The 26,599-nt window shown below is 40.5% G+C and carries 20 protein-coding genes; 14 read left to right on the plus strand and 6 right to left on the minus strand.

All coding sequences use genetic code 11. The annotated features are described in order from the left end of the window. Positions 1–145: 145 nt before the first annotated feature. The 3 genes from ppx to SJY38_RS00580 all read right to left on the minus strand — a co-directional run bounded on the left by ppx (position 146) and on the right by SJY38_RS00580 (position 4,399). The gene (gene ppx, locus SJY38_RS00570) at positions 146–1,633 is read right to left on the minus strand and encodes an exopolyphosphatase (RefSeq protein WP_096042371.1); all 1,488 of its coding nucleotides are present in this window, start codon (positions 1,631–1,633) and stop codon (positions 146–148) included. Next, positions 1,626–3,713, minus strand: coding sequence for a polyphosphate kinase 1 (gene ppk1, locus SJY38_RS00575; protein WP_377109071.1), 2,088 nt, complete (start codon positions 3,711–3,713; stop codon positions 1,626–1,628). The genes ppx and ppk1 overlap by 8 nt, the downstream gene beginning before the upstream one ends. A gap of 179 nt (positions 3,714–3,892) precedes the next feature. Beyond that, positions 3,893–4,399, minus strand: a complete 507-nt coding sequence (locus SJY38_RS00580) for a glycine cleavage system protein R (RefSeq protein ID WP_024031441.1) — start codon at positions 4,397–4,399, stop codon at positions 3,893–3,895. Positions 4,400–5,055: 656 nt separating this feature from the next. On the opposite strand from SJY38_RS00580, the gene SJY38_RS00585 reads away from it, so the two are divergent. The 7 genes from SJY38_RS00585 to SJY38_RS00615 all read left to right on the plus strand — a co-directional run bounded on the left by SJY38_RS00585 (position 5,056) and on the right by SJY38_RS00615 (position 13,696). Next, positions 5,056–7,290: an ABC transporter permease subunit gene (locus SJY38_RS00585; protein WP_039972240.1), complete on the plus strand. Its 2,235-nt coding sequence runs from the start codon at positions 5,056–5,058 to the stop codon at positions 7,288–7,290. Between the two features lie 15 nt (positions 7,291–7,305). Then, on the plus strand, positions 7,306–8,955 hold the full coding sequence (pstA, locus tag SJY38_RS00590) for a phosphate ABC transporter permease PstA (protein WP_004587623.1): 1,650 nt from the start codon (positions 7,306–7,308) through the stop codon (positions 8,953–8,955). 26 nt (positions 8,956–8,981) lie between these two features. Beyond that, entirely contained in the window at positions 8,982–9,809 is an 828-nt protein-coding gene (pstB, locus tag SJY38_RS00595) for a phosphate ABC transporter ATP-binding protein PstB (protein WP_377109073.1), read from the plus strand. A 45-nt stretch (positions 9,810–9,854) separates the two neighbouring features. Further along, positions 9,855–10,556, plus strand: a complete 702-nt coding sequence (phoU, locus tag SJY38_RS00600) for a phosphate signaling complex protein PhoU (protein WP_004587621.1) — start codon at positions 9,855–9,857, stop codon at positions 10,554–10,556. A 150-nt stretch (positions 10,557–10,706) separates the two neighbouring features. After that, positions 10,707–11,384: a TIGR00153 family protein gene (locus tag SJY38_RS00605; protein ID WP_004587620.1), complete on the plus strand. Its 678-nt coding sequence runs from the start codon at positions 10,707–10,709 to the stop codon at positions 11,382–11,384. Positions 11,385–11,424: 40 nt separating this feature from the next. Beyond that, positions 11,425–12,693 (plus strand): inorganic phosphate transporter, encoded by a 1,269-nt coding sequence (locus tag SJY38_RS00610; protein WP_024031439.1) that lies wholly within the window; start codon positions 11,425–11,427, stop codon positions 12,691–12,693. An 82-nt stretch (positions 12,694–12,775) separates the two neighbouring features. Then, on the plus strand, positions 12,776–13,696 hold the full coding sequence (locus SJY38_RS00615; protein ID WP_004587618.1) for a hydrogen peroxide-inducible genes activator: 921 nt from the start codon (positions 12,776–12,778) through the stop codon (positions 13,694–13,696). Positions 13,697–13,814: 118 nt separating this feature from the next. Here SJY38_RS00615 and SJY38_RS00620 read toward each other — a convergent pair whose 3' ends face one another. Then, positions 13,815–14,027, minus strand: a complete 213-nt coding sequence (locus tag SJY38_RS00620) for a hypothetical protein (RefSeq protein WP_024031438.1) — start codon at positions 14,025–14,027, stop codon at positions 13,815–13,817. 187 nt (positions 14,028–14,214) lie between these two features. Next, entirely contained in the window at positions 14,215–16,746 is a 2,532-nt protein-coding gene (locus SJY38_RS00625) for an EAL domain-containing protein (protein WP_377109076.1), read from the minus strand. A gap of 201 nt (positions 16,747–16,947) precedes the next feature. On the opposite strand from SJY38_RS00625, the gene queA reads away from it, so the two are divergent. The 7 genes from queA (at position 16,948) to SJY38_RS00660 (ending at position 25,411) form a co-directional block, all read left to right on the plus strand. After that, positions 16,948–17,979, plus strand: coding sequence for a tRNA preQ1(34) S-adenosylmethionine ribosyltransferase-isomerase QueA (gene queA, locus SJY38_RS00630; protein ID WP_004587615.1), 1,032 nt, complete (start codon positions 16,948–16,950; stop codon positions 17,977–17,979). Between the two features lie 175 nt (positions 17,980–18,154). Beyond that, the gene (tgt, locus tag SJY38_RS00635) at positions 18,155–19,279 is read left to right on the plus strand and encodes a tRNA guanosine(34) transglycosylase Tgt (protein ID WP_004587614.1); all 1,125 of its coding nucleotides are present in this window, start codon (positions 18,155–18,157) and stop codon (positions 19,277–19,279) included. A 25-nt stretch (positions 19,280–19,304) separates the two neighbouring features. Continuing rightward, positions 19,305–19,640 (plus strand): preprotein translocase subunit YajC, encoded by a 336-nt coding sequence (gene yajC / locus SJY38_RS00640; RefSeq protein WP_004587613.1) that lies wholly within the window; start codon positions 19,305–19,307, stop codon positions 19,638–19,640. A 19-nt stretch (positions 19,641–19,659) separates the two neighbouring features. After that, positions 19,660–21,519 (plus strand): protein translocase subunit SecD, encoded by a 1,860-nt coding sequence (gene secD / locus SJY38_RS00645; protein ID WP_004587612.1) that lies wholly within the window; start codon positions 19,660–19,662, stop codon positions 21,517–21,519. A gap of 9 nt (positions 21,520–21,528) precedes the next feature. Continuing rightward, positions 21,529–22,476: a protein translocase subunit SecF gene (secF, locus tag SJY38_RS00650; protein ID WP_004587611.1), complete on the plus strand. Its 948-nt coding sequence runs from the start codon at positions 21,529–21,531 to the stop codon at positions 22,474–22,476. A gap of 318 nt (positions 22,477–22,794) precedes the next feature. Then, on the plus strand, positions 22,795–24,585 hold the full coding sequence (locus SJY38_RS00655) for a bifunctional diguanylate cyclase/phosphodiesterase (RefSeq protein ID WP_286743085.1): 1,791 nt from the start codon (positions 22,795–22,797) through the stop codon (positions 24,583–24,585). Positions 24,586–24,601: 16 nt separating this feature from the next. Then, positions 24,602–25,411 (plus strand): ABC transporter substrate-binding protein, encoded by an 810-nt coding sequence (locus SJY38_RS00660; RefSeq protein WP_004587609.1) that lies wholly within the window; start codon positions 24,602–24,604, stop codon positions 25,409–25,411. A gap of 53 nt (positions 25,412–25,464) precedes the next feature. On the opposite strand, the gene suhB is transcribed toward SJY38_RS00660, so the two are convergent. Beyond that, on the minus strand, positions 25,465–26,268 hold the full coding sequence (suhB, locus tag SJY38_RS00665; RefSeq protein WP_004587608.1) for an inositol-1-monophosphatase: 804 nt from the start codon (positions 26,266–26,268) through the stop codon (positions 25,465–25,467). Positions 26,269–26,599: the final 331 nt, after the last annotated feature.

Genomic DNA, 26,599 nt, shown 5'->3' on the forward strand with positions numbered 1-26,599 from the left:
CGCCCTTGGGTTTACCCCAAGGGCGCTTTATTATGTGTGCTTTACATGGGGAAAGTAAAGCAGCAAGCTCACTTTAAAAGGCGCGCGTCGCAGTTACATTACTTTAGAACAAACAATGTCACGGGCTTTTAATAGCCTTATAAAATTAAACGCACTCAAACTGAATCCCTGCTTTTTTAAGATAGAGCTGCTCTTGCTCTAGGTCTGCTTGTAGCAATGTATGCTCTTGCAAATAGCTGTTACTAAACTTAATAAATAAGCCTAAGTTGCTTGCGCTTATTTCCATATCCGGCTTTAAGCTCACTTGGCGCTTTTGATTAAATAAAATGGCCAAGCGTAAAATAACAATCAGTTTAAGCACGTGCTTTTGAGAAATAGTTAAAAACTCTGGCAGCTCAGTCAGTTTAATTTTTTTACGATAAAAGCGTATAAGTGAGCTTAAAATAAGTTGCTCTTGCTGCGTAAAACCGGGTAATTGACTATTCGCCACTATATAAGCGCTGTGTTTGTTAATCCCCGATGAGTTAATAGATAAACCAATTTCGTGTAATTTTGCTGCCCAAGTTAACAAAGCAATATCGTCGTTATTATCTAAATGCCATACATTTTTTAACTGTTTATAGAGCCAAATAGCCGTATCAGCAACACGCGCTGCATGCGCTTTATCAGCGGTGTAGCGCTCACTTAAATTATTAATGGTGTTTGAGCGAATATCTTTGTCGGCCAGCTTTTGCTGCATTTCGTGCAGCAACCCTTCGCGCAACGAAAAATCGCTGTAGGTCAGCTCTTTAATGGCAAACTCTGTAAATATCGCAATTAAAATTGCTAAGCCACCACATATACTTTGTTGGCGCTCGGGTGTAAGCCCTGCAATAGCTAAGTTATCAATATGTTTAGCACTAATAAATTGCTGTTTTAACGCGAGTAAATCGTCGTAAGTGATGTTAGGTTGCTGCGGATTTGTGGCGCTTATCATCGCTAATATTGACTTTATAGTGCCCGAGGTGCCAATTACTGTTTGCCAATTTTCGCTTATATAATTAGAAAAAATGGCTTCAAGCTCTTGCTCGGCTCTTATTTGCGCTTTGTTAAAGCGTTTGGCCGTTATTTTTCCATCGCTAAAAAACTGCTTTGTAAAGCTAACACAGCCCATATTACGGCTAGATAAAAGCTTATGCTTAAAATGTTTACCTATTATAAGCTCGGTACTGCCACCGCCAATATCGATCACTAAACGGTTTTCTTCATTATGAACATAATGCGCAACGCCCTGATAAATAAGGCGCGCTTCTTCTTGACCTGCAATTACATCAATATGAAAAGGAAACACAGCGCTAGCTTGGGCTAAAAAGGCGTTAATATTTTTAGCGCGCCTAAAAGTGTAAGTGGCAGCTACCTTTACATTACTTGCGGGGAACTCATGTAAGGTTTTTGCAAATTGCTTTAGTACCACGAGGGCGCGGTCTATTGCAGCTTGGCTTAAGCGAAATTTATCATCTAGTCCATCGGCTAAATAAACGCGTTGTTTTTCTTTGTGCAAAATTTGCAAAGTGCCGTTTACTTCTCGGGCAACCACTAAATGAAAGCTGTTGGAGCCTAAATCAACTGCGGCTATTGAAGGGTGATCATTCATTATAATAAGTGTGTTCCCATTTTTTTAGATAATCGTAAATTGCTATCTGAGAGCGAATTTTTTTACGGTTACCCCTTCTTACATAAGCGTTTTTTTGCTCGCTATCAATAATGCGTGCTTTGGTACGGTCTTTAAATTGTAGCTCTAATATATCAACTATAAGGCGTTTTAACTTAACATCCAAAATAGGAACACCTACTTCAACACGATGATCTAGGTTACGTGTCATCCAATCAGCTGAAGATATAAATACTTTTTCATCGCCATTGTTACCAAATACCATTACGCGAGGATGCTCTAAAAAGCGATCAACAATACTAATTACCTTAATATTATCGCTAAGTTTAGGCACGCCAGGGATGAGCGAGCACATGCCACGTACAATAATTCTAATTTTAACGCCGATTTGACCAGCTAGGTAAAGCCTGTCTACCAGCTCTTTATCGACGAGGTTATTTATTTTTACCGTTATTTTGCCTAGTTTGTTGTTTTTAACATGGTCAATTTCGTTATTGATTAAATTAAGCAGCGTTTCACGGGCATTAATTGGCGAAAGCATTAAGTAGTCAAATTTGAACGGTTTATAACTGCTTTCTATAAATCTAAATACGCTGTCGCTTTCTTCACAAATACCAGTGTGGCGAGTAAATAGGCTAAAGTCAGTGTAAATTTTGGCTGTTTTTTCATGGAAATTACCTGTGCCAATATGAGCATATTTTACTATTTGGCCTTTTTCTTTACGGTGCACCACACATAATTTGCTGTGCACTTTTAGTGCGGGTATACCAAAAATTACTTTAATACCTGCACTGCTTAACACCTTTGCCCATTCAATATTATTTTGCTCGTCAAAACGTGCTTTTAGCTCAACCATAACGGTCACTAATTTACCGTTTTGAGCGGCATTAATTAACGATGAAATCAGCCTAGATTTGCTCGCTACACGATAAATATTAACCTTTATTTGCGTAACCTTAGGGTCGAAGGCCGCTTGGCGCACATATTCAAGCACATGATTAAAAGTATGATAGGGGTAATACAGTAAAATATCTTGCTCGCTAATAGCGTCAAAAACACTGGCATGTTTATTAAACGCACTACTTTGCAAGGCTGGGAGGGGTTTGTTTTCTAAATATTGGCGCCCTACATTAGGAAACGATATAAAGTCTCTAAAATTACGATAACGCCCCCCGGGGATTAACGCATCATGATGCGTGACACCGAGGCGCTTTTTCATCACTTTTAGCATGTTTTCAGGCATGGCTTGATCGTAAACCAATCTTACCGGCTCAGCATAAATACGTTGTTTTAACCCTTTGGACATTTTATCAAGTAAGCCAGCCTCTAGCTCGTCGTCTAGGTTGTACTCTGCATCGCGAGTTAATTTTATTGCATAACCGGCAATGCTTTTATAAGAAAAAAAGCTACTAAATACATCGTTTAAAAAGTAAGTGATGACATCATCAAGCATTACAATGGTTTTATGGCGGCGGGTTTTTTCTGGAGGCAGGTTTATAAAGCGATCAACCCTGTCGGTGGGTACCTCAAGCATTGCGTAATAACTTTTTTCATCACTCATTTCTACAAATAAGTAGGTCATGGTGTCGTTTATATAGGTAGAGAAGTCTTTGTTCTCGTTTAGCAAAATAGGAGAGGTATGTTGCAAAACGTGATCATGAAAGTAATTTTTTAACCAGTTTAAATGAAACTCACTGAGCTCATCGGGGCGACTAACATGAATGTTATGATGGTTTAAGTCTGTTAATACCTGCTGATGTATGTGGTTAAATTTTTTACCTAACTGGAGTACTTTTTTTTGTATCTCACTAAGCAGTATTTCGTCTTCTTCAAAATTAGCATCGGGGAGTTTATTTAATAAAATTCGGCGCTTTACATCAGCAACCCGTACTCTAAAAAATTCATCTAAATTATTAGAGAAAATGCCCAAAAAGCGCATGCGCTCAATAATCGGGTTATTTTTATCTTTAGCCTCTTGTAGTACACGCTCGTTGAATGACAGCCAGCTTAATTCTTTTGCAAAATATTCAGTTGTTTGAGGGGGCTCTATATGGGCATTCATATCTATTCCGTTATCAGGATATGTTTCAAATTTAATTTGGGGCTGTGTCTGCGCTTATGAGGTTAACAATGTAAAAAGCGATAAAAGTAGTAATAATCAGCCCTTTTTAACTTAAACATACGCCAGTTAGATGACATAAAAATGACTACCATGTCATTTTTATGTCAACGGCGTTTGGGCTATGCCTCTTCAATATCTACAATTAAATCACTGGTAATCGATTCAAGTGCATCAATAACTTCTTCTTTATTCATACCACTAGGTAAGGTTACAGTCGCTACGGCACTAAAAATAGGCACTCCCCAATTTGGCGCACTTTGTTGCCTTGAGTTTAAGTGAGTAATGCTAGCGCCTTTGTGGCGTATTACACTTGCCAGCTCCTGCACAATGCCCGGGCGGTCATTGCCAGTAATGACAAAATTTATTTGCTCTTTGCTACTTGGCTCTACTTCTGTGTTGCCAGTTTCAATCCGTACGTCGAGTTTAGGTAAGGCATTTAATGCGTTTTGCAATGCTTCAAAGTGCTCTTGCGCTACTTCTACCTGAATAATACCGGCAAAGTGGCCTAGTAAGTGGCTTAAATTACTGCTCAGCCAGTTACCCTTATTTTGCAAGATAACCGATGAAATACTTTCTACTAATCCGGGCCGGTCTTGCCCTAAAATGGTGATCACCAACTGCTTCATAAATAGCTCTCTCTAAGCCTGAAAATGTAAATGCGTAGGCATTAAGTGTTTATAACGTTTCTATCATTGTAGTGGGTAATATAAACGCATAAAAACTAATTGTTTATTATTACTTATTTGTGTCTTTATCGTTGAGTTTTTTTAACTTTAGCGCTGCGGTCTGGTTTCGTTATACATAGATTTAGTATTGTCTGCGTTAAATTGTTTGTCCAATAAAAGCACAAATTAGTTCCCATAAGAAGATAAACTCACACTGAATTTATTAACAATTTTATAGCACTTTTGATAATAAGTGTCATTTATGACCATAACATTTATTTTTTCCATGCTTTGAGCGCTATGCACTTTATTTAACCATAAAAGTGTTAACAACTAATGCGCCATAAAGGCATAAATTTAGTCATCTCCAGCAGGGCAGTAAAACGCGTTATTAAATAGCTAAATAGGCACTAATTTAGGGCATTTATATTAAATATTTCCCCTTTTTAGTATCGATTTATGTTGTGGCATATCAGTGAGTAACAATTAAGCAAGCGCTGTCATTAGAAAAAAGGACTGATTTTAAAGCATTTAGGCGGGTATTTATTACATCTGTAACATTACTGTCATCTTGATGAAATATAATTTGCGCAACGACAGAATTAAAGGGTGTTTTGATGACTTCCAATCCGAATAAGCCGACTTTAAATACGGATCGAAGCCGTCTATTTAAAGACCGGTTTGCAAAGTGGGGTATTTCCGCAGGCGGAGTAATGGTATTAATAGCATTGTTATTAATATTCTTTTACCTTCTTTATGTAGTACAACCAATTTTTGAATCAGCAAAAGTAGAAAAACGTAACAGTTTTAACGTTGCTAATGCTGAACAAATTGTGGGCTTAGGTGTTGAGGAGCAAACTGAGGTTGCTTTTTTACTCTCTCAGCAAGGAAAGGTAGATTTTTATAGTGTGCAAGATGGCAGCTTTGGTAAAAAGCTTAAAACATTAAGCGCCGAGCTACCTAGTGATGCATCAAGCTTTGCAAACAGTGCGCCGTTTCAGGGGCATTATGCGTTTGGTTTAGAAAATGGCTCAGTGGTGCTGGTAGCACCTAAGTTTTTAGTTACTTTTCCTAACAACGAAAGAAAGCTAACGCCACGTTTAGATTACCCACTTGGCAAAATGGCATTAGAAGTTGACGAGCAAGGTGCTGCCATTAAGCGTTTTGCATTTAGTCATTACGAAGATAAAACAGCTGTGGTTGCTTTAACCGAAGACAAACGCGTTTTATTTAGCAGCTTTGTTGCTGAAGAAAACATGTTTACCGGTGAAGTAGAATGGGTAGTTGAGCGCACTGAGCTTAATATTGAAGGCCGTGTTGATGAGCTTTTAATTTCGCCAGATACCACCCGCACATTTGTACGTTCTGCAAATCAAATTTATGTTTACGATACACGCTACCCAAGCGAAGTAGAGCAAATTCAGCTGCTTTCGGCTAACGAAGAAAGTGCTAACTTAGTGTCTGCGCAGCTACTTGCTGGTGCTAACTCACTCATGCTTGCAAACGATAACGGTGAAGTATCGCAGTGGTTTGAAGTAAATACAGACAGCGGCCGTGAGTATCAAAAAATTCGCTCGTTTGAAACAACTAAACAAAGCAAGCTGAACATTTTTACCGAGTTTTATCGTAGAACTTTCTTCACTACAAGCAGTAACGGTGAGTTAGGTGTGTATTACACCACAAGTGAGGCAAAACTTTGGCAAGGTAAAGTAAGTGATGGCGAGATTAAAAACTTTGCTATAGCTCCGCGCTCAAATGCCGCCCTTATTTTAGCCGATAACCAACTAACCGTATTAGAAATTCATAATGAGCACCCAGAGGTTACCTGGTCTGCACTATGGCAAGAAGTGTGGTACGAAGGTTACCCTGAGCCTGGTTATATTTGGCAATCTACATCGGCAAGTGATGACTTTGAGTCTAAATTTTCATTGGTTCCTATTTCGTTTGGTACGTTAAAAGCAGCGCTTTACGCCATGCTATTTGCAGTACCCATTGCGCTTTCTGCCGCTATTTACACCGCTTACTTTATGTCGAGCGAGCTGCGTAAAGTGGTAAAGCCAACGGTAGAAATTATGGAAGCCCTCCCAACTGTAATATTAGGCTTTTTAGCAGGCCTGTGGTTAGCGCCACTTATAGAAGAGCACCTACCTGCTATTGTCGGCTTATTGATTTTATTACCGTTAGGTGTATTAGCAACAGCATTAGGTTGGACTAAGTTGCCAGCGAGTATTCGCCATAAAATCCCTGAAGGGTCGCACTCTATTTTACTTATTCCGGTTGTATTATTTATAGGCTGGGTATCGTTTGCAATGAGCGAAACCGTAGAGCTTTGGATGTTTGATGGCAATGTACGTCAATACTTAACAAATGAGCTGGGTATGACGTTTGACCAACGTAATTCATTAGTTGTTGGTATTGCGATGGGCTTTGCCGTTATTCCTACTATATTCTCGATTGCAGAAGATGCTGTATTTAGTGTTCCTAAACACTTATCAAATGGCTCACTAGCACTTGGTGCTACGCAGTGGCAAACGCTAGTACGTGTTGTACTACTTACAGCAAGCCCAGGTATTTTCTCTGCCGTGATGATGGGGCTTGGCCGTGCAGTAGGCGAAACCATGATTGTATTAATGGCAACAGGTAATACGCCAATTATGGATTGGAGTATTTTCCAAGGTATGCGTACGCTTGCAGCAAACATTGCGGTAGAAATGCCTGAATCAGAAGTAGGCAGCTCGCACTATAGAATATTATTCTTAGCAGCATTTGTACTATTCATATTCACCTTTATTTTCAACACAGTGGCTGAGTTTGTTCGTCAGCAACTGCGTGAAAAATACAGCTCAATGTAAGTGGAGAGACACGACATGGTAAAGCAGTGGTTTAAGTCTGGTTCTCCTTGGATTTGGATGACAGGTGGTGCGGTAAGTATCAGCTTAATTTCAGTTCTCGGTTTATTAGCAATGATAGCTTGGAAGGGATTAAGCTTTTTCTGGCCATCAGAGGTAGTTCAATTTGAGCTAGAAGGGTCTATTTCAAAACAAACCATAATTGGTGAAGTTTACGACCGAGAACTTGTGCCTACAGCGCGTTTAGCTGCAACAGGTATTGATGTATCAGATTTTAATAAAGACGAAGTTGAGCGTTTACTTATAAAAACAGGTAACCGCGAATATGTAGATTTAGATTTTCGTTGGATATTAGAAACCGATATTACTGAGCAAAGTACACCGGCTACGCTTGCTGTATTTGAGCGCAGTAAAAACGGTAACTTTTATGGCTACATAGAAGGTGTAATTAAAGATGGAAAGCCGGTTACTGGCGATAAAATCGAAACTTTACATGAGCTAGTAGAGCGTGCGGTTGATTTAAACGACGAAGCGCTTGATTTACAAAATGGCGACATCGGTCATATCAACTACGAATTAGAACGTCTTCGCTTACAAGAAAAGGCGTACCTACTTGATGACGAACTAACCGATGAGCGTGTGGCTGAGCTTGCTCAAGCACGTGCCGAGTTACGTAACGAATACGCAGTACTTGAAAAAGAGTTATTTGCACTGCGTAAAAAAGCCAAACGTGACCAAGTTTTAGTTAAGGACATGCGCGGTGAAGTAGTCACCATTCCACTGTATCAAGTGCTTGATGTTTGGTTGCCTAACGACATGGGCTTTTTCTCAAAATTAGGTCATTACTTTGTGCAACTGGGTAAGTTTGTATCAGACGACCCACGTGAAGCAAATACCGAAGGCGGCGTATTCCCTGCTATATTTGGTACAGTATTTATGGTTATGCTGATGGCCGTTATTGTGACCCCATTTGGTGTTGTTGCTGCAATTTACTTACATGAATACGCAGCTAAAAATGCAGTAACTAAGATGATTCGTATTGCGGTAATTAACCTTGCCGGTGTACCGTCTATTGTTTACGGTGTATTTGGCTTAGGCTTTTTTGTTTACATGTTAGGTGGTAGCCTTGACCAACTGTTTTACCCAGAAGCTGCGCCTACGCCAGTATTTGGCACGCCAGGTGTTATGTGGTCTGCGCTTACATTAGCTATTCTTACATTACCGGTTGTTATTGTATCAACCGAGGAAGGTTTATCGCGTATTCCAAGTACAGTGCGTGATGGTTCATTAGCGCTTGGTGCAACCAAAGTTGAAACCTTATGGCGTATAATTATTCCTATGGCAAGCCCAGCAATTATGACAGGTTTAATACTTGCTGTTGCTCGAGCGGCCGGTGAAGTTGCGCCGTTAATGCTCGTAGGTGTGGTAAAAATGGCCCCTACGTTACCACTTGATGGCAACTTCCCTTATTTTCACTTAGATAGAAAGTTCATGCACTTAGGCTTTCATATTTATGATGTGGGCTTTCAAAGCCCGAATGTTGAAGCGGCACGCCCGCTGGTATACGCAACGGCCTTCTTATTAGTGTCGGTGATTATTACCCTCAACATAACAGCGATAGGCATACGTAACCATTTACGTGAAAAATTCAGATCGCTTGAACACTAATTAGTAAAGAATTATAGGTAACAAACATGATTACAGTCGCTCCACAAGTAAACCAAGCTAACAAAAGCTTGAAGTTAGACTTAGAAAACTTAACTGATGACCAAAAAGCGTTAGAGATTAAGGACCTTGATCTTTACTATGGTGAAAAGCAAGCGCTTAGCAAAGTAAATATGAATATCCCGAAAGGCCAAGTTACGGCGTTTATCGGCCCGTCTGGTTGTGGTAAATCAACGCTATTGCGTTGTATTAACCGCATGAACGATTTAGTTGATGTGTGTCGTATTGAAGGTGAAATATTACTTCACGGCCAAAACATTTACGATAAAACTGTAGATGTAGCCGCGCTTCGTCGTAACGTAGGTATGGTGTTTCAGCGTCCTAACCCATTTCCTAAATCAATTTATGAAAATGTGGTTTATGGCCTACGCTTACAAGGTATTAAAGAAAAGCGTAAGCTAGATGAAGTGGTAGAACAATCACTTCGCGGTGCGGCTTTATGGGATGAAGTAAAAGACAGATTACACGATAGTGCATTTGGTCTATCGGGTGGTCAGCAACAGCGTTTAGTTATTGCCCGTTCAATTGCGATTGAACCTGAAGTACTATTACTTGATGAACCAACATCGGCACTTGACCCAATTTCTACTTTGGTTATTGAAGAGCTAATTAACGATTTAAAGAACAAATTTACCGTTGTTATTGTGACACATAACATGCAACAAGCAGCGCGTGTATCTGATCAAACGGCCTTTATGTACATGGGCGAGTTGATTGAATACTCAGACACAAATACCTTATTTACAACGCCAAGCAAAAAGAAAACGGAAGACTACATTACAGGCCGTTACGGCTAGTCGTATACGTTTTAGTGTTGTAAACGAATTTAAGAGAAGGTAATTATGGAACATAATATAAATAAGCATATTTCTGGGCGCTTTAACCAAGAGCTAGAAAATGTTCGTAACCATGTACTTAACATGGGTGGCCTAGTTGAGCAGCAGCTAAGCAGTGCATTAGATGCAGTAAGTCGCAATGATGCTGAACTGGCACAAAAAGTACGCCAGAACGATTACAAAGTAAATGCGATGGAAGTTAGCATTGATGATGAATGTACGCGCATCATTGCTCGTCGTCAGCCTGCAGCGAGCGATTTACGCTTAGTAATAGCCATTGCAAAAACGATTGCCGATTTAGAACGCATTGGCGATGAAGCAGAGCGCATTGCTAAAGTGGCTTTGGATTCATTTACTAAAGATCAGCAAGATTTATTAGTGAATATTGAAAACATGGGTCGCCAAGTTTTAAAAATGCTACACGATGTACTTGATGCGTTTGCGCGCATGGATGTACAACGCGCCTTTGAAGTACATAAAGAAGATGCAAAAGTTGACCGTGAATATGAAGCAATCACGCGTCAAATTATGACTTACATGATGGAAGACCCACGTTCAATTCCTAAAATTATGGATTTAGTGTGGTCTGTACGTTCATTAGAGCGTATTGGCGACCGTTGCCAAAATATTGCGGAATACATTATTTATTTTGTAAACGGCAAAGATATTCGTCATACATCTCAAGAAGATATAGAAAAATCGTTGTAGGTTTTTATCTATCATTCTTTTTTATTAAAGCGGCTTAGTGCCGCTTTATGCATTGTTAGCCATGATGAAATAATAAAAAGCGTTCACAATCGCGGCTAATACTGTAAAATTCATGCTGCAAAGCATATCAATTTGATTAAAGGGTCAGTTATGCCTACAAACGCGTTTTTAGGAGTATTTGCAAAATCTCCTATCAAACCAATGGAAGAACACATCAAGAAGGTTCATCAAGCAAGTAAAGCCTTGATACCTTTTTTTAATCACGTATTTAAAGAAGAGTGGCAGCAAGCAGAAGAGCTTCGCTTAACTATTCGTAATTTAGAGCGTGAAGCTGATGATATGAAAAGAGATATACGCTTACAATTACCGCGTGGTTTATTCATGCCGGTAGAGCGTACAGATCTGCTCGAACTCGTAACTCAACAAGATAAAATAGCAAATAAGGCTAAAGACATTGCAGGGCGCGTAATTGGCCGTGAAATGACAATTCCTAGTGCTATGCAAGCAGACTTTTTAGCTTATCTAACACGTTGTGTTGATGCGACTAAACAAGCATCAAAAGCAATTAATGAGTTAGAAGAATTGTTAGAAACGGGCTTTAAAGGTCGCGAGGTGACTTTAGTAGAAAAAATGCTCGTAGAATTGGATGCCATAGAACAAGACACGGATGAAATGCAAATTAAAGTACGCCGCCAACTACGCGATGTAGAAAGCGAGCTAAACCCAATTGATGTTATGTTTTTATACAAAATAATTGAATGGGTTGGCGAACTTGCAGATATTGCAGAGCGCGTAGGATCACGTCTTGAGCTGATGCTAGCTCGTTAATTTATAAAAATCAGTTCAAACGAAAGATTAAGGTTACACAATGGATATCATTGCATCTTACGGCACGGTATTAGTTTTAATTGCCGCAGCAGTCGGCTTTTTTATGGCTTATGGTATTGGCGCGAACGACGTTGCTAATGCGATGGGTACTTCGGTAGGTTCAAAAGCGTTAACAATTAAACAAGCAATTATTATTGCTATGATTTTTGAATTTGCTGGTGCTTACTTAGCAGGTGGTGAGGTTACGTCAACAATCCGTAAAGGTATTATTGATGCTGCGCCTTTTGCTGCTCTCCCTGATTTAATGGTTTTAGGTATGATCTCTGCACTTTTTGCAGCAGGTACTTGGCTATTAATTGCCTCATTTTTAGGTTGGCCTGTTTCAACAACTCACTCAATTATTGGTGCAATCATTGGTTTTGCATTAGTTGCAGTGGGTACAGAGGCTATTCAATGGAATAAAGTAGGTGGTATTGTAGGTAGCTGGATTATTACACCTGCTATTTCGGGCTTTATTGCTTACTTAATCTTTATGAGTGCGCAAAAGCTGATTTTTGATACTGATGCACCGCTTAAAAACGCAAAACGCTTTGTACCTTTGTACATGGGTTTAGCGGGCTTTATTATGGCGCTAGTAACAATTAAAAAAGGCTTAAAGCATATAGGTATTAACCTAGGCGCTACTGAAGGTTATTTAATTGCGATAGCGATTGCTGTGATTGTAGCTATTATTGGTAAAATTGCGATTTCACGTTTAAATATCGACCCTAAAGCCGATAAACAAATGCAATTTAATAACGTAGAAAAAGTATTTGCGGTATTAATGGTATTAACAGCGTGTTGTATGGCGTTTGCGCATGGCTCAAACGATGTAGCGAATGCAATTGGTCCACTTGCTGCGGTTGTGAACATTGTTGAAAGCAACGGTGAAATTGCTAAAAAAGCGGCTATTGCTTGGTGGATTTTACCACTAGGTGGTTTTGGTATTGTTGCCGGTCTTGCTATTTTAGGTAAAAAGGTAATTAAAACGATAGGTGAAGGTATTACTCACTTAACGCCTAGCCGTGGTTTTGCTGCCGAATTAGCTGCTGCGTCTACCGTTGTTATTGCATCAGGTACAGGTATGCCAATTTCTACTACACAAACCTTAGTTGGTGCGGTATTAGGTGTAGGTATGGCACGTGGTATTGCTGCACTTAACATGGGTGTTATCAGAAACATTGTAGTTTCTTGGGTAATTACATTGCCAGTTGGCGCTGCCCTTGCTATTGTTATTTTCTACGTACTAAGAACCGCGTTTGGGGTTTAACAAAAAAGTACTCAAAGACTTTTAGCTTGAAAAGATCTCAACGCCCTAGGTGTTGGGGTCTTTTTATTTGTGGAAAGAAAAAATGACCAACCTACCAAGTATTAAACAGCTACAGTATTTATTAGCTGTACATCAGCACCAGCATTTTGGCCGTGCAGCAAGTGCGTGCTTTATTGGGCAATCTACTTTAAGCAGTGCAATTCAAAACCTTGAAGAAACACTCGGTTGTCAGCTAATTGAGCGAGAAAATCGCAGCCTTATGTTTACCAGTATTGGTGAAGAGGTCGTTGAGCGCTCTCGTAAAATTATTAACGATACAATTAGTTTAAAAGAGCTAACCAAAAGCTTTTTAACGCCACTCAGTGGTAAGTTAGTGGTAGGGGTTATACCCACTATCGCCAGCTTTATAGCGGCGCCTTTGTATCACTTTTGTAAGCAAACCTTTTGTGATTTAGAGTTGGTACTTGTTGAAGATACCAGCGACAAGTTATTAGATAAGCTTGAACACGGCCATATTGATTTAGCCTTATTAGCCTTACCGTACCAAACGGAGAAGTTTCATACTCAAGTATTGGCTAAAGATCACTTTAGTTTAGTGCACCATAAAGATTACAGCCCTGCTAAAGGCGTTGAAGACTTTAACTTGCTACCCGATGCTAGTGTGTTTTTATTAGAGCGAGAGCATTGTATGACGGGGCATGCATTGAGTGCGTGTCATCTAAACCGCTCAAGCTGTATTAACCCTTTTGAAGCTGCAAGCTTACATACCTTATTAAGCATGGTAGAGCATCAGTTAGGGGTTACATTTTTACCGCAAATGGCGATTAATGCGGGCATTCTTAAAGATAAAAACATGATAGCAACCCCATCGCAAGGCGATGCCTACAGAGATATAGGCATACTGTGGCGTAAAACCACAGGAAGAATTCGCGACTTTAAGTTATTCAGCCAGCAGCTAGAAGTGTTTTTGGCTCGCCAATGTAGTTTAGACTTTGAGAGTTAAGCCTATTTACCTTAAGGTTAAAGTGCAGCAGTAATATGTTGCTTTTGGTAAACAAGGTTTGTGCAGTGTGGTTATTGGCCACTATTAAGCACCAGCGTAGCATAAACAAAACAGCAGCCTACAAGGGCTGCTGTTTGCTATGTGTTTGGCTTTCAAAGGGTTCGAGTTCGGGTAGGAAAAGCAAGTAAATCCAAACCACTACATTAAAATAAGGGAGTAGGCCTAAAGTAGCAAATACGCCTACTGGGTAGCCCTTTAGCTGCGCGTACCGATAGCACTGATACGCAATTACACAATGTATTACGAGAAGTAAAATAATCAACTGCGCCATACCTTCCTCCTTAAACCTGACAAGCTTTAACCTCTATGTAATTGCTAGTCATGTATGCTTATAGGTAATGTCATGTTTTTATTGTTAAATCATCAAAATAACAAGACATTTGCTAAGTGGTACGTAAAGTATAGGCAATAAGTGCAATAATGATAGTAATAAAATGCTTAAAACTGTTTAAAAATGTTTAGCTGGCGCTAGTGTGTTGTTGGATAAAAGGTTTCTTCTGGTAAATAATTTTAAGCGTCGATTGTACTTTTTCTACAGGCACAGGACGGGCAATAAAATAGCCTTGTCCGTAGTCAACACCAATCTCTTTTAGTGCAAAAAATATCTCTTCGCTTTCTACGTATTCTGCCACAGAGCGCTTATCAAGGGAGCGGCTTATATCGTTAATGGCCTTAACCAGTGCTAAGTCAATGGGGTCGTTAATCATGTCGCGTACAAACGAGCCATCTATTTTTACATGCTGTGCAGGTAACTGTTTTAAATAGTTAAATGTACTAAAGCCTGTACCAAAATCATCAATAGAAAAATGACAGCCTAAACTGTTTAGCTTTTCTATCATTTTGCGGGTGGCTTTTAAATTGTTAACTGAGGCTGACTCGGTAATTTCAAAAATAATACGCGAAGGCGGTACGTGGTATTTTTCTAGGCTCAATTCTATATGTGGCACTAAGCGCTCATCTAAAAACGATTGAGCAGAAAGGTTAATAGCCACTTGGTTTAAATCTGGGTGTTCAGCCACGCTAGCAATGGCATTGCGAATAACACATTGGTCCATTAAAAAGGTGTCGTTTAGCAGCTCAAGAGAGGGAATAAATTGATTAGGGAAAATAAGTTTATCGTCTACTTTTAAACGCAGTAACGCTTCAAAATAAGCCACTTTATTGGCTTTAAAGTCCCATATTGGCTGATAGTGCAGCTCTACGTTATCTTGCTGAAGTGCTTGTCGAATCTCATGCCCCCACTCAAGCCCGGTTTGCAAGGTGTTATTTTGTGCATCTTCTTTTGAGTAGCAGTGCACTAGGTTACGGCCTAAACTTTTAGCAATATATAAGGCAATATCGGCTTGCTTGAGGCACTCACTCGGGTCGCAATTTTTAGCCGTTATTTGCGTTAAGCCAATAGAGCAGCTAATTGAATACACTTGGTCTTCAGATTTAAACTCGTGCTGTTCAATCGCGCTACAAATACTCTCTGCAATTAGGTGAGCGTCAAGCAGCTGCGTATTTTTTAAAATAACAGCAAATTCGTCACCGCCTATTCTACACACTAAATGTTTAGCGCTAATGTTTGCTTCAAATAATTGAGCTACATCTTTTAGTACAATGTCGCCTTGTTGGTGGCCTTTGCTGTCGTTAATTATTTTAAAATGATCTAAATCGATGTAAATAAGTGCGTGCTCTACATCACCATAGGTGTGCTTGGTTTGGCATATTTTATTGAGTTGTTGATCAAAATAATAACGATTATGTAAACCTGTTAGCGTATCGTGCAAGGCTAAGTGGCGCAGCTTTAATTCAGCTTGTTTACGCTCGTGTATGTTGTCGATTGTGGCAGTAATGGTGGCATTATTACGGCTGTTTTTTATTAGCTGTAAGCGGCATTCCACCCAAATCTGATTGCCATTTTTATGATTAAGTTGAATCTCGACTTGCTGTTGGTGCATGCCGCCATTAAGAATATCGTTAATGGTCGTATTTAGTTTTACTTGGCATTCATCAGAGCAATAATCGATTAATGATTTTTGCAAAGACGATTTAACCCCAAAGCCACTTAGTGTTTCCCAAGCAGGATTGATAAAGCGAATTTTACCTTGTTGGTCAAGCTCTAAAACCACCGTATTTAAATGCAGCAAAATACGTTGGTGCGCCGAAAACAGCTCTTTGTAGCGTACTTCGCTAATACTTAACTGTTCAACCTTTTGCGCAAACTCAGCATAACTAACCATAAAGTCTTCACGGCGCGCAGCATGGTCACATACTTTATTTAAAAACGACGGGTCGTATGGCGCTCTTATAAAGTCGGTAACACCGGATAGCAGCAGCTGCTCTGCATAGTCGGCATCGTTATTATCAATAATAGTTACAATGGCTTGTTTAGGGTTATGTTGCAGTATTTCTTCAACTAAAACACTTGAAGTATCTGCGCGCGACGCGGTTGCATCAAGCAGTACAATAGCAAATTGTTGTTGGTTGTAAGCATTTAAAGCACTTTGGCTTGAGGTGACATGGGTAATGGCAAAATTAAGCTTAAGTTGCTCCGCGATTTCATCGGCTTTTTGCGCTATTGGCTCAAGCAAGAGTAAATTAAGGCGGCTGCTTTTTTCTAAATGCGTAGACAGAACATTAGCCAGCACCTGCGGCAGCATATCTTGGTGCTCAAAAGGCAGTACGGCATCTATGCCATAACTACGAGCGGTGGTTTCTGCTATACGCTCACAATAAATAGGGGGAATAAGTAAAATAGGGGTGTTTTTAGGTGTTTTAAGTAAGCCTGAGCGGATCATGCGAGAAAAACGCCAACCATCTATTTTCCCCACGCTTAAGCCTGTAATAATCATATTTACTGGCTGCTTTTTTAACAGAGTGAGTGCATCTAGGCTATCTGCGGCTTCAATAAATTCAAATACGTTTAAGTACTCTAAAGTGGCGCGTATAGTGCGGCGTTCTTCGCTACTTGCGTTTAGAATGAGCAACTTCAGCTTATCTGCCACTTTTTTATAACCCCAAAACTAAACCATCATTATTAAGGACAGTAAGAATAATGATATTTACCAATAAGAACAAGATTATTTAAAGTAGTTACTCAAATGTATCTAAAATAGGGTGAATCCTCTCAACTGTGGTAGATATCTTGAGCTTAGCCGAGGATAGATATACACTTGGCGCGATTTTAATGATGTGGAATACCGACTATGCGCGTGGCTGACTTTAGCTTTGACTTACCTGATGAATTAATTGCTCGTTTTCCTAAACAAGACAGAACCAGCAGCCGTTTACTAACCCTAGATGGTCCAACTGGCAACGTTGAACATAAAGTGTTTAGCGACCTACTTGATTTAGTAAACGAAGGTGACTTATTAGTATTTAATAATACCCGCGTTATTCCTGCTCGTATGTTTGGCCAAAAAGCCTCTGGCGGTAAGGTCGAAGTACTTGTAGAGCGTGTAGTTGATGAACACCGCGTACTTGCCCATGTAAGAGCAAGTAAGTCGTTAAAGCCTGGTAACGAAGTTATCTTAGAAGGCAAAGCCAAAGCGACAATGATTGCGCGTCACGATACGTTATTTGAGCTTGAATTTGATCGCAGCCAAAATGTACTCGATATTCTAAACGACATTGGCCACATGCCTTTACCTCCTTACATTGACCGCCCAGACACCGAAGCTGACCGCGAGCGTTATCAAACCGTTTATGGCGAAAAGCCCGGTGCAGTAGCAGCGCCTACAGCAGGGCTGCATTTTGACGATAAGCTAATGGCGGCATTAAAGCAAAAAGGCGTAAACATGGCGTTTGTTACGCTACATGTTGGCGCAGGTACGTTTCAGCCGGTGCGTGTAGAAAGCGTAGATGAGCATGTAATGCACTCTGAATACATTGAAGTACCTGATGAGGTGGTTCACGCTGTTGCTAATACAAAAGCTAACGGTGGGCGTGTTATAGCTGTGGGAACTACTTCTGTACGCTCGCTGGAGTCGGCAGCAAAAGTACACGGCGGTAAATTAGAGAGCTATTTTGGCGATACCGATATTTTTATTTTTCCGGGTTATCAGTTTAATGTAGTTGATGCCATGGTGACTAACTTTCACTTGCCAGAATCAACCCTCATAATGCTAGTAAGTGCCTTTAGTGGCCAAGATAACATTATGGGCGCGTACAACACGGCTATAGAACAAAAGTACCGCTTTTTTAGCTACGGCGATGCGATGTTTTTAACACGTAAATAAGCACGTTTTTATCCGATACCGTTTTTAAAAGCCCAGCTCGCACGCTGGGTTTTTATTTGCCTGCGCTAATACGCATTGAATTTAGCGCAGCTAATAGTAATAACGGGGCAAAAAGGGTAGAATCGAGCGGTTAAATTATAGCTTGTTGGACTGTTTTTCCGACATTGAGGATGATATGAAATTTGAATTAGACCGCACCGACGGAAAAGCGCGCCGCGGCCGCTTGATTTTTGACCGTGGTGTAATAGAAACGCCTGCATTTATGCCAGTAGGTACTTACGGTACTGTTAAGGGCATGACCCCAGATGAAGTTAAAGCCACAGGGGCACAAATTTGTTTGGGTAACACCTTTCATTTAATGCTACGCCCAGGTACTGAAATCATTAAACAACACGGTGATTTACACGACTTTATGAATTGGGACTTTCCAATTTTAACCGACTCAGGTGGTTTCCAAGTATTTAGCCTTGGTGCTATGCGTAAAATTACCGAAGAAGGCGTGTTGTTCCAATCGCCGGTAAATGGTGACCAAATTATGATGTCGCCTGAAAAATCAATGGAAGTACAGCGTGATTTAGGCTCAGACATCGTAATGATTTTTGACGAATGTACGCCATACCCTGCCACCGAAAAAGAAGCAAAAGACTCAATGGAGCTATCGCTTCGCTGGGCTAAGCGCTCTAAAGAAGGCCACGGCGATAACCCATCAGCCTTATTTGGTATTATCCAAGGTGGTATGTACCCAGAGTTACGTGCACAATCACAAAAAGGCCTAGAAGAAATTGGCTTTGATGGTTACGCATTAGGCGGCCTATCGGTTGGTGAGCCTAAAAACGAAATGATGAATATTCTTGATCATTGTGCGTACAAAATGCCAGAAGACAAACCGCGCTACTTAATGGGTGTAGGTAAACCTGAAGACTTAGTTGAGTCTGTACGCCGTGGTATTGATATGTTTGACTGTGTAATGCCTACCCGTAATGCACGTAATGGTCATTTATTTATTACCACAGGTACAATTAAAATTCGTAACGCAGTACATAAAACAGATACTGGCCCACTTGATCCTGAGTGTGATTGTCATACCTGTAAAAACTATTCGCGTGCTTATTTGCATCACCTTGATAAATGTAACGAAATTTTAGGCGCACGATTAAACACAATCCATAACTTACGTTACTATCAACGTGTTATGGAAGGCCTACGCAATGCAATTAGCGAAGGTAAACTAGAAGAATTTGTTAGTGATTTTTATGCTCGCCGTGGCCAAGACGTGCCAGAGCTTGCAGATATAAATTAAAATTTAAAAATATAGAGGAAGTATTATGAGTTTATTTATTTCAAACGCACACGCCGCTGCTGGTCAACCTGCTGCAAGTGGTGGTTGGGAAATGCTAATTATGTTAGCTATTTTCGGTTTAGTTTTTTACTTTTTAATTTACCGCCCACAAGCTAAGCGTGTTAAAGAGCACAAAAGCCTTATGAGCGCGATGGCTAAAGGTGATGAAGTACTTACCCAAGGCGGTTTAGTAGGTAAAATTGTTAAAATTACTGAAGATAAAGATTTCATCGTGATTTCTTTAAATGAGCAAGCTGAAGTAACAGTACAAAAATCGGCAGTATCTGCTGTATTGCCTAAAGGCACAATGAAGTCACTATAAAAATAAAAAGGACATGCCTGTGTTAAACAAGTTTCCAATTTGGAAGTATTTACTTGTTTTAGCTGTGGTAGCCATTGGCCTTTTATATGCTTCTCCAAACTTGTATGGCCGCGATCCGGCCATTCAGGTTTCGGGGGCAAAAGGCGCAGATGTCGATCTCAGTGTAGTAGACAAAGTAAACGCAACCCTCAAACAACATAATGTAACAGCTAAGTCTACCGTGCTTGAAGGCGGCCAAGTATTAGTACGTTTTAAAAATGTTGAAGAACAGCTAAAAGCGCAAGACTTACTGCGTAATTCTCTTAGCGACGATTATATCTCTGCTATTAATATGGCACCTGCGCAACCTGCATGGTTAAAATCATTGGGTGGTAACCCTATGAAGCTAGGTCTTGATTTAAGTGGTGGTGTTCACTTCACCATGGAAATCGACATGGCAACCGCAGTAGATAATCAGCTAGAGCAAATGGAGCAAGATTTTCGTAGCGACCTACGCGAAGAAAAACTTCGTTACCGTAGTGTTCGCCGCGTAGCGGGATCTGAGCGTATGCGTGTAGAAATGCGTACCGAAGAAGATAAAGAGGCGGCTGAACGCTTTTTAGCATCGCGCTACCCACTAAACGTATACATTGATGATAGCAGTAACGATCGCGCATTTTTTGCCACTATGAGTGAGCAAAAGCTTAAAGAAATACGTGACTACGCTATTAAGCAAAACGAAACCATTATTCGTAATCGTATTAACCAAATTGGTGTTGCAGAGCCTAACGTACAGCGCCAAGGTGCTGAGCGCATTATTGTGCAACTACCAGGTGTACAAGATACAGCACGCGCTAAAGAAATTTTAGGTGCAACGGCCACGCTTGAATTTCGTGAAGTAGACGAAAACGCAGACCCAAGTGCTGCTGCTCAAGGACGTATTCCTGCGGGCACAGAAATGATCATGAGCCGTGATGGCTACCCTGTGGTACTTAAAAAACGTGTCATTCTTGAAGGTAGCCATATCACTGGTGCACAATCAGGAAACGACGAATACCAGCGCCCACAAGTAAGCATTACCTTAGATAGCAAAGGCGGGGCAAAAATGAATGCCTTTACCAAGCGTGCAATTGGTAAACGCATGGCAACGGTATTTATTGAATACAAGCCATCGGGTAAAAAAGATGCTGACGGTAAAGCACTTCCACCTATTAAGGTAGAAGAGGTTATTAACGTTGCGACTATTCAGGCTCGTCTTGACCGCTCATTCCGTATTACAGGTATTGATAACCCAGCCGAAGCCCACAACTTAAGCTTACTATTACGCGCCGGTGCATTAGTAGCGCCAATTCAAATTGTTGAAGAGCGCACAGTAGGCCCAAGCTTAGGTCAAGAAAACATTGAAGCTGGTATGACAGCTGTAGCCCTTGGCTTTGCGTTTGTACTTGCCTTTATGCTTATTTACTACAAAGGGTTTGGTTTAGTTGCCAACATTGCACTAGCAGCTAACTTAGTGCTTATTGTAGGTGTAATGTCGTTAATTCCAGGAGCCACATTAACACTGCCAGGTATTGCCGGTATTGTATTAACAGTGGGTATGGCGGTTGATGCTAACGTACTTATTTTTGAGCGTATTCGTGAAGAGCTGGCCGATGGCCGCAGCCCTCAACAAGCTGTTCATTTTGGTTACGATAGCGCCTTTAGTACTATTTTTGATGCCAATATTACCACTTTAATTGCTGCGGTTATTTTATTTGCAGTGGGCACTGGCCCTATTGCAGGTTTTGCCGTAACACTGGCAATTGGTATTTTAACTTCAATGTTTACAGCCATAGTTGGTACCCGTGCGGTAATTAACTTATTTATTGGTGGTAAGCGCATTGATAAACTTTCAATTTAAGGAGCGGACATGCAAATTTTAAGTTTGGGTGGTAAAACCCTACGTTTCATGTCACTTCGTAAAGTGGCTATGGGTTTTTCTACGCTATTAATTTTAGCGTCGTTTGCCTCAATTTTTATCAAAGGTTTAAACTTTGGTTTAGATTTTACTGGCGGTACCGCTGTAGAGGTTGGTTTTTCGCAACCTGCAGATTTGAAAAAAGTACGCTCAGTATTAGCTGAAAACGGGTTTGCCGATGCCTCAGTGCAGCTGTTTGGTTCTAGCCAAGATATTTTGGTTCGTTTAGCGCCGCGTGGCAGTGAAGTAAAAGCCGAAGTTATTGGTAACCAAGTTATTACTGCCTTAAAGCAAGCTGATGAGAGCGTGGTAATGCGCCGCATTGAGTTTGTAGGCCCAAGCGTAGGGGAAGACTTAAAAGAGCAGGGTGGCCTTGCCATGTTAACTGCGCTTATTTGTATTTTGATTTACGTGGCATTTCGCTTTGAGTGGCGTTTTGCTGTGGGCGCGGTAGGTGCACTATTACACGATGTAATTATTACAGTTGGTTTGTTTTCTGTATTAGGGTTAGAGTTTGACTTAACTATTTTAGCGGCAATATTGGCGGTAATTGGTTACTCACTTAACGATACTATTGTTGTATCTGACCGTATTCGTGAAAACTTCCGTAAAGTACGCATCGACGACACTATTGAAATTATCGACATGTCGTTAACGCAAACACTTAACCGTACACTTGTAACGTCAATCACCACTATTTTGGTATTGATTGCGCTATTTGTGTGGGGCGGACAAACTATTCACGGCTTTGCTACAGCCCTGTTATTTGGTGTGTTCATTGGTACTTATTCTTCAGTTTATGTTGCAAGCTCGGTAGCTATTACCATGGGCGTAAGTAAAGAAGATTTAATACCAGAGGTAATTGAAAAAGAAGGCGCAGACCTAGACGCATTGCCGTAATAGAGTTAACGCTAAATAAAACCGCTCAATTGAGCGGTTTTTTATTGCGCGCGGTTTTATAGAGCTTGGTTGCCTTTAAGATTAAACGTACACGCTTTTTAGGCTGAACTTAAAGCCTAAAGCCGATTATATAATTAAGCCATTACAATAACGTATGAATAGTTAACAGTATATTAGGCTATAAACTTAGTGCTTATATTGTACCGCCCCTAAATTGAGCAAATTTAATCCTGAATGGTCAATAGCGCCTAATGCCATAAAATTGTCATACAGGCTTGCTACTTTAATGCCCCTATTAAACGACAATCAGGTTTTGCAGTGACGATGCAGCGCAAAGTACTAGAGTACATTTTAAGTAACGGTGAAATAACCACGTTATTTCAGCCTATTTTTGATATAGCTAATCAAACAATTATAGGTTACGAAGCGCTAAGTCGAGGGCCTAAAAACAGCCCTTTGGAAATGCCTAACCGACTGTTTGAAGCGGCCAGTGAGCACGCTTTAATTTCAGAGCTTGAGCTATTGTGCCGCTCAAAAGCAATTGAAAACTTTGTAAAGCTTAATCTAAACGGTAAGTTATTTTTAAATGTAAGCCCTAAAACCTTGCTCGACCCTTGCCACCCAAAAGGTGAAACCTTGCACTTAATAGAGCAGTTTGGTTTAGCAGCAAACCGAGTAGTAATTGAGGTAACAGAGCAAGAAAAGGTCGACGATGGTTTTTTATTATTAAAAACAATTGCACACTACCGCGAGCTGGGTTTTACCATTGCCATTGACGATTTAGGTGCTGGTTACTCGGGCTTAAAACAGTGGTCTGAACTATGCCCGGATTTTGTAAAAATCGACCGTTACTTTATTGATCATTGCGATGAAAGCGAAGTTAAAAAAGAGTTTTTGAAATCGATTACGGTACTAGCAAAAGCAACAAACACCGCCGTAATAGCCGAAGGCATAGAAAGAGTAGAAGAGCTTGCCTATGTTGAAAGCTTAGGAATAGCAAACGTACAAGGTTTTTTACTGGAAGAACCAAACTCAAATCCAAGCCTTGATTACAGCTCAGAGCAATTACAAGCATTAAACTTTAAACAGCCAAGCAATACGTTTGATCAATCAATGGCGATTGGCTGGCTTGCTGTTACACAAGAAGCAATAGACAGCGAAACCCGTTGCAAAGACGCCCACAAGCTATTCGAAAAAGACAAAGCCGTGATGAGCCTAGCGGTTTTAAATAAAGCCGGCCAACCGGTTGGCTTACTACATAAAGATCAGCTCACTGAGGTGTTTGCAGCGCCCTATGGCCATGCACTTTACGACAAGTGCCCCGTAACCGATTTTATGGATAAACAACCTTTAGTGGTGGATGAAAACCAACTTCTTGATACCGTGAGTCAGCAAATTACAGAGCAAGACTTTGATATTCGCCGCCATATTGTGATCACCCGTAATAAACGTTACCTAGGGCTTGCCCCTTTGCGTGATATTTTAAAGCACATAACAGAAGAAAAAATTCGTCACGCCCAGCATGCTAACCCACTCACCATGCTCCCTGGTAATGTAGCGATTAATGAGGCAATAGAGCAAAGGTTACGCTCACAAAGTGCGTTTTCGCTTGCCTATATAGATCTTAATCACTTTAAGCAGTTCAATGATTTATACGGCTATGCCAGTGGCGATAGTGTGATTAAATTATTGGCAGATGTAACCGTGCAAGCATGCGAAAACAGTGCTAACTTTGTAGGACATATAGGTGGTGATGACTTTATGGTTGTGTTTGACCAATCAGATGCTGTGTATATTTGTAATACCATAATTGAGCAGTTTGAACTGCAATCACGCACTTTTTTTACGCCTGAGCACATTAAGAGCAAAGGCTACTGGGCTACAAATCGTGAGGGAGAAAAGCAATTTGTACCTTTACTTACGTTATCAATTGGCCTTGTGGAGCCCGACTTACAAGAATGTAAAAACAGCCATCAAGTTGCAGCACTTGCAACAGATGCTAAAAAAGAGGCTAAGCGATATCGCCATAGTTATTTGTTTATTTGTAAGCGCAGAAAGCCTGCGCCTGCCGTAGTGCGCTTAGCACCAGAGAATAAACAGGTGGTATAAAAAATAGGTAATTATTATGTTGCCATTAAAAGTAGTTGTTGGTGGGTTTGCTTTATTTGCGGTTAGTTTTTTTGTGCAAGGGGTAGAGATTGTTAATGTTGCTCAAAAGCAAAGTGTGCAAAATGCCCGTGAAGAATACCTAAGTGAGCTATTAACACGAGCCCTAGAGCGGGCTAATTACCCTGTAGACATAAAAATGCAGCCAGTGAGCTTACAGCAACAGCGTGACCTGATTGAGCTAGATAAAACAGAGTTAGATGTTTATTGGAGCATGAGCAGCCCAGAACGAGAGGCACGGGCAATAGCCGTTAAAGTCCCGCTATTTAAAGGCTTTATAGGTAAGCGCGTTTTATTAACCAGTAAAAAAAATGTCGAAAAATTTAAAGGCATTACCACTTTGGCGCAATTAAGTGAGCTCTCGGCAGTGCAAGGGCATGATTGGCCAGATACAAAAATAATGGCCTATAACGGCTTACATGTAAGGCCGCTGAGTAACTATCAAGCTATGTTTACGCTTACTAGCCGGGGCAGAATCGATTACTTTCCTCGCTCATTTATCGAAGTTAATTCTGAGCTTGTTGCCAATGCGCAGAGTAACTTAGTTATTGTGCCTAATTTATTTATTAGTTATCCCACCGGTATTTATTATTTTGTTGTAAGTAGTAAGCCAGCATTAGCGCAAGCCATAGAGCTTGGGTTGCAAAACATGCAAAACAGCGGAGAGTTTGATGCGTTATTTGATGAGTATTTTGCAAAAGACATAAACTCTCTCCCTTTTACAAAAGGTTATACCACGGAGCTAAAGCTCGATAACCCTTACTTTTAAAACAAAAAAGGAGCCATAGGCTCCTTTTTTATAATAGGGTTACATGCACTTTATTAGCGAAGTAACGCTTCAGGTAATACAGGGCGAATTTCACGGATAATTGCTTGCGTAAGCTTAGGTGCACCACAAATAATGTTACCGCTATTGTTGTAGTTAACGCCACCTGCAAAATCAACAACCATGCCGCCAGCTTCTTTTACAAGTAACTCGCCTGCTGCTGTGTCCCACGGTTTTAAACCAATTTCAAAAAAGCCATCAACACGGCCCGCCGCTACATATGCCATATCTAGCGCTGCAGAACCTGCACGACGAATATCAGCAGTTTGTGTAAACAATGCTTTAAACGCGTCTGTGTATGCATCTAAGTGATGTTTTTGTTTGAAAGGGAAGCCTGTTGCTAAAATTGAACCAGCTAATTCTACGGTTTTAGTAACGCGTAAACGCTTGCTGTTTAGCTGTGCGCCTTGACCACGAGATGCTGTGAAAAGCTCGCCACGAATTGGATCGTAAATTACAGCTTGGTCTAAACGACCTTTTACTTTAAGTGCGATAGAAACCGCGAAATGAGGGATACCCTTGATGAAGTTAGTTGTGCCATCAAGCGGGTCAACAATCCATTGGTAATCTGCATCTTTGCCTTTGTGCTCACCTAGTTCTTCACCAACAATGCAGTGATCAGGGTAAGATTTTAAAATTGTATCACGAATTACGGCTTCGGCTTCTTTATCAATGTTAGTCACTAAGTCGTTAGTGCCTTTTTGTTGAATTTCAACTTTTGATAAATCTTCACTTGCGCGAAGTAAAATTTTGCCTGCGTTGCGCGCAGCGCGAACCGCAATGTTTAACATTGGATGCATGGTATTACCTTTGGGTTGTAAAAGAACGTTTATATATTTAAGCCGGCGTATTTTAGCGACTTTTGCCATAAAGTAAACAATAAACCCTAAATACTTTTGTGCGTTTTTTGTACGGCCTTGAAATGCATGTAAATTTATTCGTATCTAAGACGTGTTGGCGTGTATGGATTGAAATTTGTTCAACCAAAGGGCGACTTAATCACAGCGCGAAGTGCGAAGCCTTGGGGGCTCAATAACTTCCATGAAGCAAAGCTTGCGCGTCCTGCTAGCAAACATATTGTTGTAAAAATTAATCTTAAAAGGGCAGTACTCGCCAATATTATTAAAAACT

It is taken from the genome of Pseudoalteromonas sp. R86517 (assembly GCF_042466295.1).
GTDB lineage: Bacteria > Pseudomonadota > Gammaproteobacteria > Enterobacterales > Alteromonadaceae > Pseudoalteromonas > Pseudoalteromonas atlantica.

Bases quoted from the DNA above. Each gene is read 5' to 3' on its own strand.
- pstB (WP_377109073.1), top strand. From the start codon at position 8,982: ATGATTACAGTCGCTCCACAAGTAAACCAAGCTAACAAAAGCTTGAAG.
- phoU (WP_004587621.1), top strand. From the start codon at position 9,855: ATGGAACATAATATAAATAAGCATATTTCTGGGCGCTTTAACCAAGAG.
- queA (WP_004587615.1), top strand. From the start codon at position 16,948: ATGCGCGTGGCTGACTTTAGCTTTGACTTACCTGATGAATTAATTGCT.
- yajC (WP_004587613.1), top strand. From the start codon at position 19,305: ATGAGTTTATTTATTTCAAACGCACACGCCGCTGCTGGTCAACCTGCT.
- ppx (WP_096042371.1), bottom strand. From the start codon at position 1,633: ATGAATGATCACCCTTCAATAGCCGCAGTTGATTTAGGCTCCAACAGC.
- secF (WP_004587611.1), top strand. From the start codon at position 21,529: ATGCAAATTTTAAGTTTGGGTGGTAAAACCCTACGTTTCATGTCACTT.
- SJY38_RS00585 (WP_039972240.1), top strand. From the start codon at position 5,056: ATGACTTCCAATCCGAATAAGCCGACTTTAAATACGGATCGAAGCCGT.
- SJY38_RS00660 (WP_004587609.1), top strand. From the start codon at position 24,602: ATGTTGCCATTAAAAGTAGTTGTTGGTGGGTTTGCTTTATTTGCGGTT.
- SJY38_RS00580 (WP_024031441.1), bottom strand. From the start codon at position 4,399: ATGAAGCAGTTGGTGATCACCATTTTAGGGCAAGACCGGCCCGGATTA.
- suhB (WP_004587608.1), bottom strand. From the start codon at position 26,268: ATGCATCCAATGTTAAACATTGCGGTTCGCGCTGCGCGCAACGCAGGC.
- pstA (WP_004587623.1), top strand. From the start codon at position 7,306: ATGGTAAAGCAGTGGTTTAAGTCTGGTTCTCCTTGGATTTGGATGACA.
- SJY38_RS00615 (WP_004587618.1), top strand. From the start codon at position 12,776: ATGACCAACCTACCAAGTATTAAACAGCTACAGTATTTATTAGCTGTA.
- tgt (WP_004587614.1), top strand. From the start codon at position 18,155: ATGAAATTTGAATTAGACCGCACCGACGGAAAAGCGCGCCGCGGCCGC.
- SJY38_RS00610 (WP_024031439.1), top strand. From the start codon at position 11,425: ATGGATATCATTGCATCTTACGGCACGGTATTAGTTTTAATTGCCGCA.
- SJY38_RS00605 (WP_004587620.1), top strand. From the start codon at position 10,707: ATGCCTACAAACGCGTTTTTAGGAGTATTTGCAAAATCTCCTATCAAA.
- ppk1 (WP_377109071.1), bottom strand. From the start codon at position 3,713: ATGAATGCCCATATAGAGCCCCCTCAAACAACTGAATATTTTGCAAAA.
- SJY38_RS00620 (WP_024031438.1), bottom strand. From the start codon at position 14,027: ATGGCGCAGTTGATTATTTTACTTCTCGTAATACATTGTGTAATTGCG.